Source organism: Agrobacterium sp. 10T429 (assembly GCF_056393925.1).
On record NZ_JBFTGV010000004.1, the window covers coordinates 171,227 to 188,842 of the forward strand.

Sequence of the window (17,616 nt, forward strand, 5' to 3'; positions counted from 1 at the left end):
TCAGGATAAGTCATAAATATAGCGTGGCCCGATTTCGTGCGTATTCCCGCCACGGACGAAACGCCGGTCAAGTCGAACAATTCTCCATAAAGTTCAGAATACGAGCCGATGTCATTTCATATTACCCCGACCGCCGCCGCCCGTGATTCCGAGACGAAGCAGATCGATCACAATGATTCGATCCGCGCGTCCTATATGACGGTCGAGGAACTGCATGATGCCGGTGCCGCGCTTTCGCGCGACGGTGCCGATACCCTTCCCGGCTTCATGGAGTTCGACTTCTTCGAGCGCCACCGTGAGAACGAGAAGGAAATCCTGCGGGTCTACCGCACAACGGCCGTCGACGCGGAAAATGGCGCGACGATAACGCCGGCGGCGGAATGGCTGCTCGACAACCACTACGTCATCGAAGAGGCGATCCAGGAAGTCCGCCGCGATTTTCCGCGCAAGTTCTATCGCCAGCTGCCGACAATGACGGTGGGCGGCGTGACGATCCCGCGGGTCATGGCGCTCGGCTGGCTTTATGTCGCCCATACCCACAGCACGGTCTCGCGCGAGAACATGACGGCGCTGGTGGATGGCTACCAGACGTCGAAGACGCTGCAGATCGGCGAATTGTGGGCGCTGCCCTCCATCATCCGTTTTGTCCTCATCGAAAATCTTCGCCGCATCTCCATTCGCGTGGAACGCTCGCGCCGCATGCGCCAGAAGGCGAATGAAGTCGTCGACGAAATCATTCGCCTGAACGATGCGGAAGCCTCCGCGGCACTTCTCAAGCAGGTCGATTCGCTGGTCGATGACCCGACCTTTGCGACGCAGTTCCTCTATCGCCTCAGAAACGGCTCGCAGACTTCGGGTTTTGCGGTGGCCTGGCTTGAAGAACGCCTGCATGCTGCGGGCACCGACGCTGAAAACGTCATGATGTCGGAACACAACCGGCTGGCCTCCGGCAATGTGACGATGGGCAATATCGTCAAGAGCCTGAGGGAAATCGACGATACCGAATGGTCGGTGTGGTTCGAGGAAGTCAGCCATATCGACAAGGTCCTGCGCGAGGAAACCGATTACGAGATTCTCGATTTCGGTTCGCGCAACACCTATCGCAACACGATCGAGCTTCTGGCGCGTCGCTCCCCCAAGACAGAGGTAGAGGTCGCGCGTGCCGCCGTGGAAATGGCGAGATCCGGCGAGCCTGCCGAGGTGTCTGAAAACCATCGCGTCAATGTCGGCTCCGTACTCGTCGGCGAGCGCCGGTTCGAGCTTGAAAAGGTGCTCGCTTACAGGCCGCTGGTCTCGCAGCATATCGTCCGGTCTATGCGCAAGTTCAACTGGCTCGCAATTGCGGCGCCAGTGTTTCTCATCACCGCGCTCGTCATGCTTGCCGTCGGCTGGTTCCTGGCCGAAGCTGGCATGCCCTGGTATGTGGTGACCGCATTCCTCTTGATGTTTGCATTGCCTGCTTCGGAAGGCGCGACCGGTCTGTTCAACACGCTCGTCACTTTCTTCGTGAAGCCGTTCCGGTTGGTCGGATACGAGTTCAAGAACGGTATTCCACAGGACGCCCGCACGCTTGTTGCCGTGCCCTGCATGTTGACCAGCCGCGACAGCGTCGATGAGATGATGCGCAATATCGAGGTGCATTATCTCGCCAATCCGCATGGCGAGATTTATTTCGCGCTGGTCAGCGACTGGCGCGATGCCCAATATGAGCAGTCCGGCGACGATCTCGAGATTCTCGAATATGCCAAGCGCGAACTGTCGGCGCTGAACAGCCGTTATGCCTTCGATGGCAAGACGCGTTTTTACCTGTTGCACCGCCGCCGCATCTACAACCCGTCCGAAGGCTGCTGGATGGGCTGGGAGCGCAAGCGTGGCAAGCTGCATGAACTGAACATGCTGCTGCGCGGCGACAAGGACACGACATTCCTCGGTGGCGCCAATATCGTGCCGGCCGATGTCAAATACGTCATGACGCTTGATGCCGATACGCGCCTGATGCGCGATGCGGTGACCAAACTCGTCGGCAAGATGCATCACCCGATCAACCGCCCCGTCATCGATCCGGTCTCGGGACGTGTGGTTGAAGGTTATGGCCTGTTGCAGCCGCGCGTTACGCCTTCGCTGACGACGGGCAAGGATGCCTCCGTCTTCCAGCGTGTCTTCTCGATCAATCGCGGTATCGACCCTTACGTCTTCACCGTTTCCGACGTTTATCAGGACCTGACCTCCGAAGGCACCTTCACCGGCAAGGGTCTTTACGACGTGGATGCCTTCGAGGCGGCTCTTAAGGGCCGGATCGAGGAAAACTCCATCCTCAGCCATGATTTGCTCGAAGGATCCTTTGCGCGCTGCGCGCTGGTGACCGATGTGGAACTGGTCGAGGATTTCCCGACCCGCTACGAGGTGGAAGTCTCGCGCCAGCATCGCTGGGCGCGTGGCGACTGGCAGCTGCTTCCCTATATTCTCGACCGCGCCCGTGGTGTTACCGCGATCGGCCGGTGGAAGATGGTCGATAACCTGCGCCGTTCGCTGACGCCGATTGCCTGGTTCTTTGCCTCGATCCTCGGCTGGTATTTCATGGACCCGCTCGGTGCGCTGATCTGGCAGATCCTGCTGATCTTCTCGCTGTTCGTCGCTCCGACGCTCTCGCTGCTTTCCGGCCTCGTGCCGCGCTCCACTGATATCGTGCCTCAGGCGCATTTCCATACCATCTGGTCGGAAATCCGCGCCACCAATGCGCAGGTTGCGCTGCGTATCGTCTTCATTGCCGATTCTGCCTGCATGATGACGGATGCAATTGTCCGTTCGCTCTACCGTCTGCTCGTCAGCCACAAGCTGATGCTGGAATGGCGCACCGCCGCCAGCATGCAGTCTAGCGCCCAGGGCGGCATCACCTATTATTTCCGCCAGATGTGGCATGCGCCTGTTGTGGCCATGCTCGGCCTGTTGTTTGCGGCGCTGCCCGGTGACAATGCCTTCCTGATCGGCATTCCCTTCACACTGCTCTGGGTTCTGTCTCCCGCCGTTGCCTGGTATGTCAGCCAGTCGGCGGAAACCGAAGACCGGCTGTTCGTTTCGGAACACGTCTCTTTCGAGCTTCGCAAGATCGCGCGTCGCACGTGGCGTTATTACGAAGCCTTCGTGACACCGCAGGAAAACCACCTGCCGCCGGACAACTTCCAGGAAACGCCGGAGCCGATTGTTGCCTCGCGTACATCGCCTACCAATATCGGCGTTTACCTGCTTTCCATCATTTCGGCGCGCCAGTTTGGCTGGATCAGCTTTGCCGATACGCTGGAGCGGATCGAGAACACGATCCAGACCGTCGAGAAGATGGAGAAACATCGCGGCCATCTCTACAACTGGTACCATACGGACACGCTGCAGACGCTTGGTCCCCGTTACGTTTCGGCGGTGGACAGCGGTAATCTCGCCGGTCACCTGATTGCGGTTTCGTCTGCCTGCCGCCAGTGGGCGGAAGCGCCTTCCGCGCATCTTCAGGGTAATCTCGACGGTATCGGCGATCTCGCCGGTATTCTGCGCGAAACGCTGAAAGCGCTGCCTGACGACCGCAAGAACCTGCGTCCGCTGCATCGCCGCCTCGAAGAACGCATCATCGGTTTTTCGAACGCTCTTGCCTCGGTCAAGCGCGAGCATGAATTCGCATCGATCCGCGTCATCAATCTTGCGGTACTCGCGCGCGACATCCAGAAGCTCGCTACCAATGTCGATCACGAAGTAAAGTCTGCGCAGAGCGCGGAAGTGACACGCTGGGCACAATTGCTCGTGGATTGCTGCGAGGCGCATATTTCAGACAGCGCCATCGACCTCACCAATATGGAGCCGCTACGCCAGCGTCTTGCGTCGCTACGCGACCGCAGCCGCAACCTCGCTTTCTCGATGGATTTCACGTTCCTTTATCGCAAGGATCGCCGTCTTCTGTCGATCGGCTACCGCGTCGAAAGCAAGGAACTGGACGAGGCCTGCTACGACCTTCTGGCGTCCGAATGCCGCCTAACCAGCTTGTTTGCCATCGCCAAGGGCGATCTGCCGACCGAGCACTGGTACCGTCTCGGCCGCCAGGTCGTGCCGATCGGTGCGCAGGGCGCGTTGGTCTCCTGGTCGGGTTCGATGTTCGAATATCTGATGCCTCCGCTTGTCATGCAGGAGCGTCAGGGTGGCATTCTCAACCAGACCAACAATCTGATCGTCAAGGAACAGATGAACCACGGCCGCCGTCTCGGCACGCCATGGGGCATTTCCGAAGCGGCGTTCAACGCCCGCGATCACAACATGAACTACCAGTACACCAACTTCGGTGTGCCGACGCTTGGCCTCAAGCGCGGTCTCGGCCAGAATGCTGTCATCGCACCCTATGCGTCGATCCTCGCAAGCCAGTACGATCCTGACGGTGCGCTGGAAAACCTCGACAAGCTGCGCAAGCTTGGCGCGCTTGGACAGTACGGCTTCCATGATGCCGTGGATTTCACGCCGACACGTGTGCCTGACGGCAAGGTCTGCGCGGTGGTCTACAACTATTATGCCCACCACCACGGCATGTCGATCGCGGCTGTCGCCAACGTCGCCTTTGACGGTGTGTTGCGCGAACTCTTCCATTCCGACCCGGTAATCGAGGCGGCCGAACTCCTGTTGCAGGAAAAGGCACCGCGCGAAGTGCCTGTCATGAGCGCCAAATACGAGCCGGAAACCCCCGGCAAGGAACAGGCAGACCTGCTGCGTGCGGAAGTGCGCTCCATCGCCGACCCGGCCGTGCGCGACCGCGAAGTGGTGTTCCTGTCGAACGGCCATTATTCGACGATGCTCACCTCAACCGGTGCTGGATATTCGAAATGGAACGGTCAGGCGATTTCCCGCTGGAAGGCCGACCCGACCGAAGATCGTTGGGGAACCTTCATCTTCCTGCGCGATACCACCAATGGACAATGGTGGAGTGCGACGGCTGAGCCGCGTGTCATCGAAGGCGAAAAGACCAAGACGATCTTCACCGACGACAAGGCCGAATTCCACAAGAATGTCGGCGATCTGCAGAGCGTCGTTGAATGCATCGTCGCCACCGAGCACGATGCCGATGGCCGCCGCGTCACGCTGCTTAATGTCGGTTCCGAGGATCGCTACATTGAAGTGACCTCCTATATGGAGCCGGTCATTGCGTCGGAAGACGACGACAACGCCCATCCGCTGTTCTCGCGCATGTTCGTGCAGACGGAGATCGGCCGGCGCGGCGATGTCATCCGCGCCTGGCGTAACCGCCGCAGCCCGAATGAGCCCGGAACGATCATCGCGCATCTTGCTGCCGATAACGCCGGCCCGTCGCGCCCGACGGAGTTCGAGACGGACCGCGCCAAGTTCATCGGCCGCGGCAGATCGCTCGGTGAAGCGGCTGCATTCGATACGGGTGCTACGCTTTCCAACACCGACGGCTTCACGCTCGATCCAATCCTGTCGTTGCGCCGCACTGTGCGCGTGCCGGCCGGCAAGAAGGTGAGCGTAATTTTCTGGACGATTGCCGCGCCGAGCCGCGAGGAAGTCGACAAGGCGATCGATCGTTATCGCCATCCGGACGCATTTGCCCATGAACTCGTGCATGCATGGACGCGCACGCAGGTGCAGATGCGCCATGTGGGTGTCACTTCGCAGCAGGCCGCCGCTTTCCAGCATCTCGGCCGTTATCTGACCTATCCGGACATGCATCTGCGCGCGGATTCGGAAACGCTGAAAACGGGCCTCGCTTCGCAGCGGGCGCTCTGGCCGCTTGCCATTTCGGGCGATTTTCCGATCTTCAGCCTGCGTATCAACGACGATATGGACATGGATATTGCCCGTGAGGCGCTCAGCGCCCACGAATATCTGCGTTCGCGCGGCGTGATCTTCGATCTCGTCATCGTCAACGAACGGGCCGCGTCGTATGCACAGGATATGCAGCATGCGCTGGATCATATTTCCGAGGCACAGCGTCGAATCAATCCCGCCGATGGTGGTAGGCCGCATGTGTTCTCCGTTCGCCGCGACTTGATGGACGAAGAGACCTGGAGCGCGCTTCTGGCGGCCTCCCGTGTCGTGCTGCATGTGAGGAATGGCAAGATTGTCGACCAGATCAACCGCGCCGTGTCGCTTTTTGCGGCGCATCGCGGTCCTGACGGCGCGACTGAGGCCGCGCAGGCTCGCCTGCCGGTGCCTGCGTTCCCCGTCGCTGAGGCTGTCGAGGATGCGGGCGATCTCGATTTCTGGAACGGTTTTGGTGGTTTCGCCAAAAGCGGAGAGGAATATGTCGTGCGCCTGCATGGTGGGCAATCCACGCCGCATCCTTGGATCAACGTCATCTCGAACGAAAGTTTCGGCTTCCATGTGTCGGCGGAAGGCGCTGGTTTCACCTGGAGCCGCAATTCCCGTGACTATCAGCTGACACCCTGGAGCAACGATCCGGTCATCAACCGGCCGGGCGAGGCCTTCTATGTTGCCGATGTGGAAACAGGAAAGCTCTATACGCCCTGTGCTGCCCTTTCGCGTGATCCGGAAGCCCTGTTCGAAACCCGTCACGGTCTCGGTTACTCCGTAATGACCGGCAAGACGGATAAGCTTGAAGTTGAGGTGACGCAGACGGTAGACCGTGAAAAGCCGGTCAAGTTCTCGCAGCTCATCGTACGCAACAAGGGTTCGAAAAGCCGCCGCCTGAAGGTCTATGCTTATGTGGAATGGGTGCTGGGCAATAATGGCCAGAAATCTGCGCCGTTCATCCTGAGCAGGCACGATGCCGGCAGCAATGCGATTTTTGCTTCCAACCCTTACAGCATCGACTATAGCACCCGCACTGCCTTCCTGACGCTCGACAGCGAGGCAAGCGGCTTCACCACCAGCCGCCGTGAATTCATCGGCCGCTTCGGTTCTGCACAGGCTCCGCAGGGCATTGTGTCCGGTGCGGCACTCAGTGGCAGCACCGAGGTGGACGGCGATCCCTGCGCCGCCTTGATGCAGGAAATCCACCTGAAGCCCGGTGAAGAACGGCATATGACCTTCATTCTCGGCGATGCCGACAATGCGGAGGAGGCGGCAACGCTGGTCGAACAAGTCCGTGCGGCGGATTTCCAGTCGGTGCTGGAGGGCAGCAAGGCGTTCTGGACTGGCTTTACCGGCCAGTTGCAGGTTACCACGCCCGATGCCGGCTTCAACCACATGGTCAATAGCTGGTTGCCCTATCAGGCGCTGGCGTGCCGCATCCTGGCGCGCACGGCCTTCTATCAGTCGAGCGGCGCCTTCGGCTTCCGTGACCAGCTTCAGGACACGCTGGCATTCCTGCTCTACCAGCCGGATCTCGCTCGCAAGCAGATCCTGCGTGCGGCAGGCCGCCAGTTTGCGGAAGGCGATGTCCAGCATTGGTGGCTGCCTTTGACCGGCGCAGGTGTCCGCACGACGATCTCTGATGACGTGGTCTGGCTCGCTTATGCGATCAACCAGTATGTCTCGGCTACGGGTGATGCGGCCATCCTTGATGAAAACATCCCCTTCATCAAGGGACCGGCATTGATGCCGGGGCAGCACGATGCCTTCTTCCAGCCGGAGACGAGCGACAAATCCGCTAGCCTCTACGAACACGCGGCGCTGGCGCTTGATCTCGCGATCCATCGCACCGGCGAAAACGGTCTGCCACTGATCCTCGGCGGTGACTGGAACGACGGCATGAACCGTGTCGGCATCGGCGGCAAGGGCACCAGTGTCTGGCTTGGCTGGTTCCTGGCCGGAGCGCTTCGCGATTTCATCGCGATCGCCGAAAAGCGCGGTGATGCAGACCGTGTCGGCAGGTGGTCGGCGCATCGCGAAAAGCTTCGCAATGCTCTCGAAACTGCGGGTTGGGACGGCAGCTACTACCGTCGCGGTTATTTCGACGACGGCACGCCGCTCGGTTCCGCCACCAGCGAGGAATGCCAGATCGATTCACTTGGCCAGAGCTGGAGCGTTCTTTCCGGCGAGGGTGAAGAAGGCCGGTCACGGCAGGCGATGGACGCTGTCATTGAGCATCTTGTCGATGAAAAGGCCGGTATCATCCGTCTGTTCACCCCGCCATTCTCGCGGGCGCCGCATGACCCGGGTTATATCAAGGGATATCCGCCGGGTGTGCGCGAAAACGGCGGACAATATACCCACGCGGCGACCTGGGTAGTGCTTGCCCTTGCCAAGCAGGGGCGTGCGCAGGAGGCGTGGAACTGCTTCAAGCTGCTCAACCCGGTCAACCATGCGCTCGACGCGGCATCGTCCGAAACCTATCGGGTCGAACCCTATGTGGTGACCGCCGATGTCTATGGTGAGGGCGCTTATGCGGGTCGCGGCGGCTGGAGCTGGTACACGGGTTCCGCCGGCTGGCTCTATCGCGCCGCGATCGAGGGCATTCTCGGTATCACCCGAACCGAAGGCAAGCTTCACATCGCGCCGTCGCTGCCGGAAGACTGGAGCGGCTTCTCGGTGAAGATCACGCTGGACGGTAAAGCAAAGGACATCGTCGTCAGCCGTAAGGCTGGCACGGCGGAGGTCTCTGTATCCGTCGACGGCAAGCCCTTGTCGGCTGACGATCGGGTGATCCCGTTCGACTGACGACCGGCTCTACGTTTGCTTATAAAATCAGGCTCCTGCGGTGACGCAGGGGCCTGAATTTATATTGTGGCTGCCCAGGTATTGTTTGTCTGTGCGGAGGTGCGGTGACAACTTTGTCCTCGCGGGTACCTCCAGCATCATCTCATGAGAGAAATGACACAGCCTCGCGACGGTCTTGCAAGGGCCAACGAGAATGTAAGCCGTGCTCCTCTCAACGTGGCACGCAGGCAGAGCAGTTTTACAGAGCCATGTTTCTGCGCTGTTGGATCGCTGAATGCTGATGGCGAGGCTAAGGCTTGGCCCTTTCCTGCATTATCAAGGCACATGTCTGCAGCTTCGCAGACCTTGGAAAACGGACAAAGAAAAAGGGCGGACACCACGGTGCCCGCCCTTATTATATTCCGTAAGCCAGAGTGTCAGGAGGCGATGGCTTTCGGCCGGGGCTGGCCCTCGTCCTCTGTCAGCAGGCCGCTGGTGCGCAGCAGCGAGGTGAAGCGTCCGCCACGCTGGCTGAGCTCGTCGAACGTGCCCTTTTCAATGATACGGCCCTGATCGAGGAACAGCACCTGATCGGCATCGCGCACCGTGGAAAGGCGGTGGGCGATGATGAAGGTCGTGCGGTTCATTCTCAGCGCGTCCACGGCGGCCTTAACCCGTGCTTCCGTTTCCACGTCCAGCGCGCTGGTTGCCTCGTCAAGGACCAGGATGGGAGCGTTCTTCAGGATAGCACGCGCAATGGCGATACGCTGGCGCTCGCCACCGGACAGGCGGTTGCCGCGTTCACCCACCTGGGTCAGGTAGCCGGTGATACGGCTGTCGATGAAATCCGTCGCAGCAGCAGCTGCTGCTGCTTCCACGACCTCCGCGTCGGTAGCAGATTCGCGACCAAGGCGGATGTTTTCGCGGATGGAGCGGTTGAGAAGGCCGGCATCCTGGAACACCGTGGCGATGGAGTTTCTGAGCGAGTTCTTCGTCACCGTCGAGATGTCGGTTCCATCGATCAGAATCTGGCCTGAATCCGGATCATAGACACGCTGCAGAAGATTGATGAGCGTGGTCTTGCCCGCGCCCGTCGGTCCGACGATGGCAATCGTCTGGCCGGCCTTGGCCGTAAACGAGATGTCGTGGACGCCCTGCTTGGTGTTGGCGAAACCGAAATTGACGTTGCGGAACTCCACGGTGCCGGAGACATTTGACAATTCGCGGGCGTCGCCCGGTTCTTCCCGTTCCTTGACGGAATCCTCCAGCACGAAGAAATCCTCGAGCTTTGCGCGCGCCTCGAAAATCTGGGTCACGAACTGACGCATCTGATCGAGACGGCCGATGAGAAGATTGGCGAAACCGATGAAGGCAATGACGTCACCGACGCGCAATTCGCCGTTCTTCACTAGCACGGTGCCGATGACGAGGATGATCATCATCGAAACGGTCGACGCAGTGCGGTTCAAGGCACTTGCGAAAGCCCACCAGTCGAGCACCGGATATTGGGCGCTCAGCAGTTTTTCGGTGAAGGATTTCAGCGCCTTCGTTTCAGCCTCGATGCGGTTGTAGCTGTGCAGGACGGACACGTTGCTGATGGAATCGCTGACATGGGCAAAAACGCTGTGATAATGCTCCTCGACCGAAGCCTGGCCATCCTTGGTGCGGCCCATCACCCACTTGCCAATGAACCAGTAGACGATGCCAAGACCGATCAGGACGAAGCTGAGGCGCAGGTCCATGGCAATGGCTGTCGGAATAAGCAGTACGAGTGCGACGAAAGTCGCCAGATGCGTGCGCATGAATTCGAGCCACAGGCCGAACAGCGTCTCGCTGGCGCGCAGAAGCGTATGCAGCGCGTTCGAGGTGCCGCGCAGATGGTGCCAGGAGAGCGGCATGGAGATGATCCGGCCGAAGGCTTCCGTCAGTAGGGTCGCGCGGCGACCGTGGGCCAGCCGGTCGGCCTCGCGGGCGACAGCGACATAAGCCACGGTGTTGAAGACGCCGAAACCCGCCCACAGGATGAGGATGGACGTGACATCGGAGCCGGAGGAGATGGCGTCGATGATCCGTCCAAACAGCACGGGTTCGGCAATGGTGATCGCTGCAAGAATGATGTTGGCGATGACAACGATCAACACCCGCCATTTATGTACGGTCAGATAGCGCAGGGCGCGTGTGTAAACCTGAAACAAAGTCAAATTTTCAATCCAGTCCAGCGTCTGTTTCGAGCGGTTGATTGTTCGGTCTCAATACAATGCTGTTTTAGCAAGGTTGCATGAGACGGCGAAATTTGTGTAATTATCGCTCTTTCAGTCTGAATGGCGGCTTAACAAACCGAGCACGCGTGCGAACCGAAAAAAAACTGAACCCGATGTTTCTAGGGAACGCGGTCACAAGATTTTGCATGTTCGTTTCAGGGATTGCTAACGACGATATGTTCAGTCTGAACCGACCGGCGCCCGAGTAACATGACGTCCTCGCGGGACCATGTCCTTCATGTCATCCCTTCCAGCCAAGCTCCGGGCATGTGTCTTTATGCATGATATTCTTCACTTCATCTCTGCGTGCTACCAGGCGGGAAACGCTGATCGTGTTCGCTCCGAATTTGTAACACTTATTCGCGAATATGGTTTCGAATATTTCCTCGTCAGCCGGCGGATGACCGGGGAGCTTGCTTCCACCGGCCAGATTCTCGCACAACATCTCCCGGAAGGGTGGATCGAGGTCTACCGCGCCAAGAAATATAATCTTGTCGATCCCGTCCGTAAGGTGATCGGCATGGTGCACAAGCCGTTTCAGTGGAAAGAGGCGCTTGAGGGCCTGCCCCGCGCGATGCATCGAAAAAGGGCGAATGTGTTTTTTCACGATGCCGGCCGTTACGGTCTGCAGGGTGGGTATGCCTTTCCGGTGCACGGGCGCGCGGGATTCATCGGCGCGGTGTTCCTTGGCGGCGAGGACCGGCAATTGCCTTCGTTGCACGTTGAGCTGCTGGATGCGGCCACGCGCGCGGTGTTCTGGCGTCTGCTCGATCTTTCAGGTCAGGTCCATAACCTCAACAACGCGCCGAATGTTTCCGCTCTTGAACTTACAAGGCGGGAAATGGAAGTGCTGACGCTGATGGCTGATGGCATGACCTCAACCGAAATTGGACGCCAGCTATCGATCTCCAATCACACGGTCGACTGGTATATCAATGGAATCCAGCGTCGGTTCAGCGCCAAGAACAGGCAGCATACTGTAGCACTCGCCTTTCGCAACGGCTTGCTGAGCTAGTTACGACAGTACGCTTCTCTCCCGAATTGCCCTTTTCAAGACCGGGTTTTGCTGCTTAATTCCGCAGTGCAGCAGAAATTCTGTTTTGGCGTGTGGGGAGACCGTCTTGAAAATATCGAAAATACTTGTTGCCAACCGATCCGAAATTGCGATCCGAGTTTTCCGGGCAGCGAACGAGCTGGGGATAAAAACCGTCGCCATTTGGGCGGAAGAGGACAAGCTGTCTTTGCACCGCTTCAAGGCGGATGAAAGTTATCAGGTCGGCAGGGGTCCGCATCTCGCCAAGGATATGGGACCGATCGAGAGCTATCTTTCGATTGAGGAGGTCATCCGCGTGGCCAGACTTTCCGGCGCGGACGCGATCCATCCCGGTTACGGCCTTTTGTCCGAAAGCCCCGAATTCGTTGAGGCCTGTAACAAGGCTGGCATCACCTTCATCGGACCGACGGCGGATACGATGCGCCAGCTCGGCAACAAGGTTGCCGCCCGCAATCTGGCGATCTCGGTCAATGTTCCCGTTGTTCCTGCAACCAAGCCGCTGCCGGACGATATGGCCGAGGTGGAGCGGCTGGCCGAAGAGATCGGTTATCCCGTGATGTTGAAGGCCTCCTGGGGCGGCGGCGGTCGCGGCATGCGCGCCATCCGCAAAAAGGAGGATCTGGCACGCGAGGTCACCGAGGCCAAGCGCGAGGCAAAGGCCGCTTTCGGCAAGGACGAGGTCTATCTCGAAAAGCTGCTCGAGCGCGCCCGCCACGTCGAGAGCCAGGTTCTCGGTGATACCCATGGCAATGTCGTGCATCTGTTCGAGCGCGATTGTTCGATCCAGCGCCGCAATCAAAAAGTGGTTGAGCGCGCGCCGGCACCCTATCTCAGCGAAGCGCAGCGTCAGGAACTGGCCGCCTATTCTTTAAAGATCGCGGCTGCGACCAATTATATCGGCGCCGGCACGGTCGAATATCTGATGGATGTCGATACCGGCAAATTCTACTTCATCGAGGTCAATCCGCGCATTCAGGTGGAGCATACCGTTACCGAAGTCGTGACCGGCATCGATATTGTTAAAGCGCAAATCCATATTCTGGAAGGGGCCGCCATTGGCACGCCGGAATCGGGTGTGCCTAAACAGGAAGATATCCGCCTCAACGGCCATGCGCTGCAGTGCCGTATCACCACGGAAGACCCGGAGCACAATTTCATTCCCGACTACGGCCGTATAACGGCGTACCGCTCGGCGTCCGGCTTCGGCATTCGTCTGGATGGCGGGACGTCCTATTCGGGGGCGATCATTACCCGTTATTACGATCCGCTTTTGGTGAAGGTAACGGCCTGGGCGCCGCAGCCGGATGAAGCGATCAGTCGCATGGACCGCGCGCTGCGCGAATTCCGAATTCGCGGTGTTGCGACCAACCTGACCTTCCTCGAGGCCATCATTGGCCATGCGAGTTTCCGCAACAACACCTATACGACCCGCTTCATCGATTCGACGCCGGAGCTGTTTGCACAGGTCAAGCGTCAGGACCGCGCTACGAAGCTGCTCACCTATCTTGCCGATGTGACGGTGAACGGGCATCCTGAAACCAAGGGCCGCGTCAAGCCACCGGCAAATGCGGCACAGCCGGTGGTTCCCTACATCGATGCGCCGACGCCTGATGGCACCAAGCAATTGCTCGACCGGCTGGGGCCGAAGGGCTTTGCCGACTGGATGCGCAACGAAAAGCGGGTGCTGGTAACGGACACAACGATGCGCGACGGCCATCAGTCGCTGCTGGCCACGCGCATGCGTACCCATGACATTGCCGGCGTCGCAAGCGTCTATGCCAAGGCCTTGCCGCAGCTTCTGTCTCTGGAGTGCTGGGGCGGCGCCACTTTCGACGTTTCCATGCGCTTCCTGACGGAAGACCCGTGGGAGCGCCTGGCGCTGATCCGCGAGGGTGCGCCGAACCTGCTGCTGCAAATGCTGCTGCGCGGTGCGAACGGCGTCGGGTACAAGAACTATCCAGACAATGTCGTGAAATATTTCGTCCGTCAGGCTGCGAAGGGCGGTATCGACCTGTTCCGCGTGTTCGACTGCCTGAACTGGGTGGAGAATATGCGCGTATCGATGGATGCGATCGCCGAGGAGAACAAGCTCTGCGAAGCGGCCATCTGCTACACGGGCGATATCCTCAATTCTGCGCGTCCAAAATACGACCTGAAATATTATACCAACCTCGCCGCCGAGCTGGAGCGTGCTGGCGCGCATATCATCGCCGTCAAGGATATGGCGGGACTTCTGAAGCCTGCCGCTGCCAAGGTGCTGTTCAAGGCGCTGAGGGAGGCGACCAGCCTGCCTATCCATTTCCACACGCATGACACATCCGGCATTGCGGCTGCGACCGTGCTTGCCGCCGTCGATGCGGGCGTGGATGCGGTGGATGCCGCCATGGATGCGCTTTCGGGCAACACGTCCCAGCCCTGCCTCGGTTCCATCGTGGAAGCGCTGGCCGGATCGGAACGCGATACGGGTCTCGATACGGAATGGATCCGCCGCATCTCCTTCTACTGGGAGTCGGCGCGCAACCAGTATGCGGCTTTCGAAAGCGATCTGAAGGGCCCTGCCTCGGAAGTCTATCTGCATGAAATGCCCGGTGGGCAATTCACCAATCTCAAGGAGCAGGCGCGCTCGCTCGGTCTTGAGAGCCGCTGGCACGAGGTCGCGCAGGCCTATGCCGACGCCAACCGGATGTTCGGCGATATCGTCAAGGTCACGCCGTCCTCCAAGGTTGTCGGCGATATGGCGCTGATGATGGTGAGCCAGGATCTGACGGTCGCCGACGTGGAAAATCCTGATCGTGAAGTGTCCTTCCCGGACTCGGTGGTTTCGATGCTGAAGGGCGATCTTGGGCAGTCGCCAGGCGGCTGGCCGGAAGCCCTGCAGAAAAAGGCGCTGAAGGGTGACGCGCCCTATACGGTTCGTCCCGGCTCATTGCTGCCGGATGCCGATCTCGATGCGGAGAGAAAGGCGATCGAGACCAAACTCGAGCGTTCCGTGAACGACTTCGAATTCGCATCCTATCTGATGTATCCGAAGGTATTTACCGATTTCGCGCTGACCTCCGAGACCTACGGTCCGGTTTCCGTGCTTCCCACCCATGCGTATTTCTATGGCATGGAGGACGGTGAAGAGCTGTTTGCCGATATCGAGCGCGGCAAAACGCTGGTCATCGTCAATCAAGCCTCTTCCGGCACTGACGATAAGGGCATGGTGACGGTGTTCTTCGAGATCAACGGCCAGCCGCGCCGCATCAAGGTGCCGGATCGCGCTCATGGCGCATCCGGCTCTGCGGTGCGCCGCAAAGCGGAACTCGGCAATGGCACACATATTGGTGCGCCGATGCCGGGCGTGATCAGCCGTGTCTTCATCAACCAGGGTCAGGAGGTCAAGGCCGGCGACGTGCTGCTCTCCATCGAAGCCATGAAGATGGAAACCGCGCTTCACGCCGAACGCGATGGCAAGGTCGCCGAGGTTCTCGTGCGCCCGGGTGACCAGATCGACGCAAAGGATCTGCTGATCGCCTACGCGGAATGATGCCCACACGGCATCGCTAGCCGCGATATTTTGTCTTTCGTTATAAACGCCCGCCCTCCCGGCGGGCGTTTTGCTGTTGCACCTTCACTAAAACTCAAATATGCATGTTCGTGCACGTTTGTTCCTGTTTATGCATGAGTCCCGATGAGCGATCATTTTGTCAGCGAGCGGCAGGCGCTCATCCTTGCACAGTTGCGGCAAAGCGGCCGAGTGCTTGCACAGGATCTCGCCCAGAATTTCGGCGTTTCGGAAGACACGGTCCGCCGGGATCTGCGGGATATGGCGGCGCGCGGGGAGTGTCTGCGCGTCTATGGCGGGGCGTTGCTTTCCGATAGCAAGACGGTGCCGCTGAAGACACGGATCGCCGAGGATGCCGATCGCAAGGCTTCGTTGGCGTGCGCAGCAATTCCGCTGCTTGAGCCGGGCATGGTCGTCTTCATCGATGCCGGCTCCACCAATCTGGCCATTGCAAGGGCTATCCCCGCCGGTCTCAAATTGACGGTGGTAACGAATACGCCTGCTATTGCCGCTGAACTCACGGGGCGCGCCGATATCGCTTTGATCATGATCGGCGGCAAGGTCGATCCGGCCGTCGGTGCGGCCATCGACGCCATGGCGTTGCGGCAACTCGAGCTGATGCGGCCCGAGCTGTGTATTCTTGGAGTTTGCGGTGTTGCGGCTGAGACCGGCCTGTCGGCGGATATTTTCGAGGATGCCGTGTTCAAGCGGCTTGCCTGCAGCGCCAGCCAGCGGATTGTTGCCGCCATCACCACGGAAAAGCTGGGCCACAAGGCGGCGTTTCACGTGCACGACTTTTCTCCGCCTCTTTCCCTGGTGCTGGAACATGACGCCGACCGCACATTGGTCGAGGCGCTGTCGGCTAAAGGCGTACAAGTTCATTTCGGCGACGATGACGCCGTCCAACTCTCTCACGGTCAAGTCTGAAGGATATTACCGATGAACGGCCCCACGACATTTTCGCCGACGGTCAAGCGCTCGTCCTATCTGACGCGGCACAGGCTCGGTGTGTCCCTGCTGTTTTTGATGAACGGTTTCATGATGGGATCGTGGGCGCCCAAAATACCGGAATTTGCGGCGCGGTTATCCCTCAGTGAAAGTGCGCTTGGCCTTATCATTCTGGTTTTCGGCGTCGGCTCGCTGGTTTTCATGCCGATCGCCGGTTCCCAGATCGCCCGTTTCGGATCGCGAACGGTCAGCCTTGCGAGTGCGGCTATTTTCTTGCCGACACTGCTTTTCATCTCCTGGGCAGACACGATCTGGGCAGGTGTGATTGCGGTTTTCCTGTTCGGTGGGCTGACAGGGGCGATGGATGTCGCCATGAACGCCAATGCGGTGGCGGTCGAGCGTGACATGCGCCGCGCCATCATGTCGTCGTGCCATGCTTTCTGGAGCCTGGGCGGCCTGATCGGTGCCGGTCTTGGCGGCTATCTCATCACGACCATTGGCGTGCAGGGGCATGCGATCGCGTTGACGGTCATCGCCCTTGTTTTGCTCGTCGTCGCGTGGCCGCGCGTTCTTGCGGATCGCCCGCATGCCGAGGAGGAGCGTCCGAAAGGTCGCTTGCCGCTGACGCCCTTGCCGTGGATTATCGGTCTGATGGCGCTGTTTTCGATGATTCCGGAAGGCGCGATCCTCGATTGGGGTGCCCTTTATCTGCGCAATGAACTCGGCGCTTCCGTGTCCCAGTCCGGTTTCGCTTTCGCGGCCTTTTCCATGACCATGGCGGCCATGCGTTTTGCCGGCGATCTGGTGCGCGACCGGTTCGGCGCGGTCAACACCCTGCGGTTCTGCTCGGTCATGTCGATTGCGGGCCTTCTGATTGCGGGTCTTGCGGGAAATTCCACGTTTGTGATCATCGGCTTCGCGATTGCCGGCATCGGTATTTCCAACATGGTGCCGATCGCCTTTTCGGCGGCGGGGAACATGCCGGGACTGGCACCCGGCATCGGCCTGTCGGTCGTCACCACCATGGGTTATTCCGGGATTCTGGTAGCACCCTCGGCCATCGGCTTCATTGCCGAACATACCGGCCTGGCCAGCGTATTTCTTGCTCTGCCGTTGTTGCATGTGGTGGTTTTGCTGCTTTCGCGGCTCGCCCGGCATGCGGATGGTGCGGGCAAGGAATAGGCGTCTCGAATTTTGCCATGATTGCGGTAAAGTAGAAGCTC

The 17,616-nt window shown here is 59.4% G+C and carries 6 protein-coding genes; 5 read left to right on the forward strand and 1 reads right to left on the reverse strand.

What is annotated here, in order from left to right; all coding sequences use genetic code 11:
- Window positions 1-108: 108 nt before the first annotated feature.
- Complete coding sequence (locus AC1DCP_RS12165) at window positions 109-8,604, forward strand: glycoside hydrolase family 94 protein (protein WP_019566007.1); 8,496 nt, start codon at window positions 109-111, stop codon at window positions 8,602-8,604.
- Between the two features lie 416 nt (window positions 8,605-9,020).
- On the opposite strand, the gene AC1DCP_RS12170 is transcribed toward AC1DCP_RS12165, so the two are convergent.
- On the reverse strand, window positions 9,021-10,784 hold the full coding sequence (locus AC1DCP_RS12170) for a glucan ABC transporter ATP-binding protein/ permease (protein ID WP_013636948.1): 1,764 nt from the start codon (window positions 10,782-10,784) through the stop codon (window positions 9,021-9,023).
- 337 nt (window positions 10,785-11,121) lie between these two features.
- Between AC1DCP_RS12170 and AC1DCP_RS12175 the strand changes: the two genes are divergently transcribed.
- The 4 genes from AC1DCP_RS12175 (at window position 11,122) to AC1DCP_RS12190 (ending at window position 17,575) form a co-directional block, all read left to right on the forward strand.
- Window positions 11,122-11,859, forward strand: a complete 738-nt coding sequence (locus AC1DCP_RS12175) for a LuxR family transcriptional regulator (protein WP_003516548.1) — start codon at window positions 11,122-11,124, stop codon at window positions 11,857-11,859.
- A gap of 106 nt (window positions 11,860-11,965) precedes the next feature.
- Window positions 11,966-15,427 (forward strand): pyruvate carboxylase, encoded by a 3,462-nt coding sequence (gene pyc / locus AC1DCP_RS12180; RefSeq protein WP_038492474.1) that lies wholly within the window; start codon window positions 11,966-11,968, stop codon window positions 15,425-15,427.
- Between the two features lie 144 nt (window positions 15,428-15,571).
- Window positions 15,572-16,372, forward strand: coding sequence for a DeoR/GlpR family DNA-binding transcription regulator (locus AC1DCP_RS12185; RefSeq protein WP_065659965.1), 801 nt, complete (start codon window positions 15,572-15,574; stop codon window positions 16,370-16,372).
- Between the two features lie 12 nt (window positions 16,373-16,384).
- Complete coding sequence (locus AC1DCP_RS12190; RefSeq protein WP_065659964.1) at window positions 16,385-17,575, forward strand: MFS transporter; 1,191 nt, start codon at window positions 16,385-16,387, stop codon at window positions 17,573-17,575.
- Window positions 17,576-17,616 lie beyond the last annotated feature (41 nt).

Bases quoted from the DNA above. Each gene is read 5' to 3' on its own strand.
- AC1DCP_RS12165 (WP_019566007.1), top strand. From the start codon at position 109: ATGTCATTTCATATTACCCCGACCGCCGCCGCCCGTGATTCCGAGACG.
- AC1DCP_RS12175 (WP_003516548.1), top strand. From the start codon at position 11,122: ATGCATGATATTCTTCACTTCATCTCTGCGTGCTACCAGGCGGGAAAC.
- AC1DCP_RS12185 (WP_065659965.1), top strand. From the start codon at position 15,572: ATGAGCGATCATTTTGTCAGCGAGCGGCAGGCGCTCATCCTTGCACAG.
- AC1DCP_RS12190 (WP_065659964.1), top strand. From the start codon at position 16,385: ATGAACGGCCCCACGACATTTTCGCCGACGGTCAAGCGCTCGTCCTAT.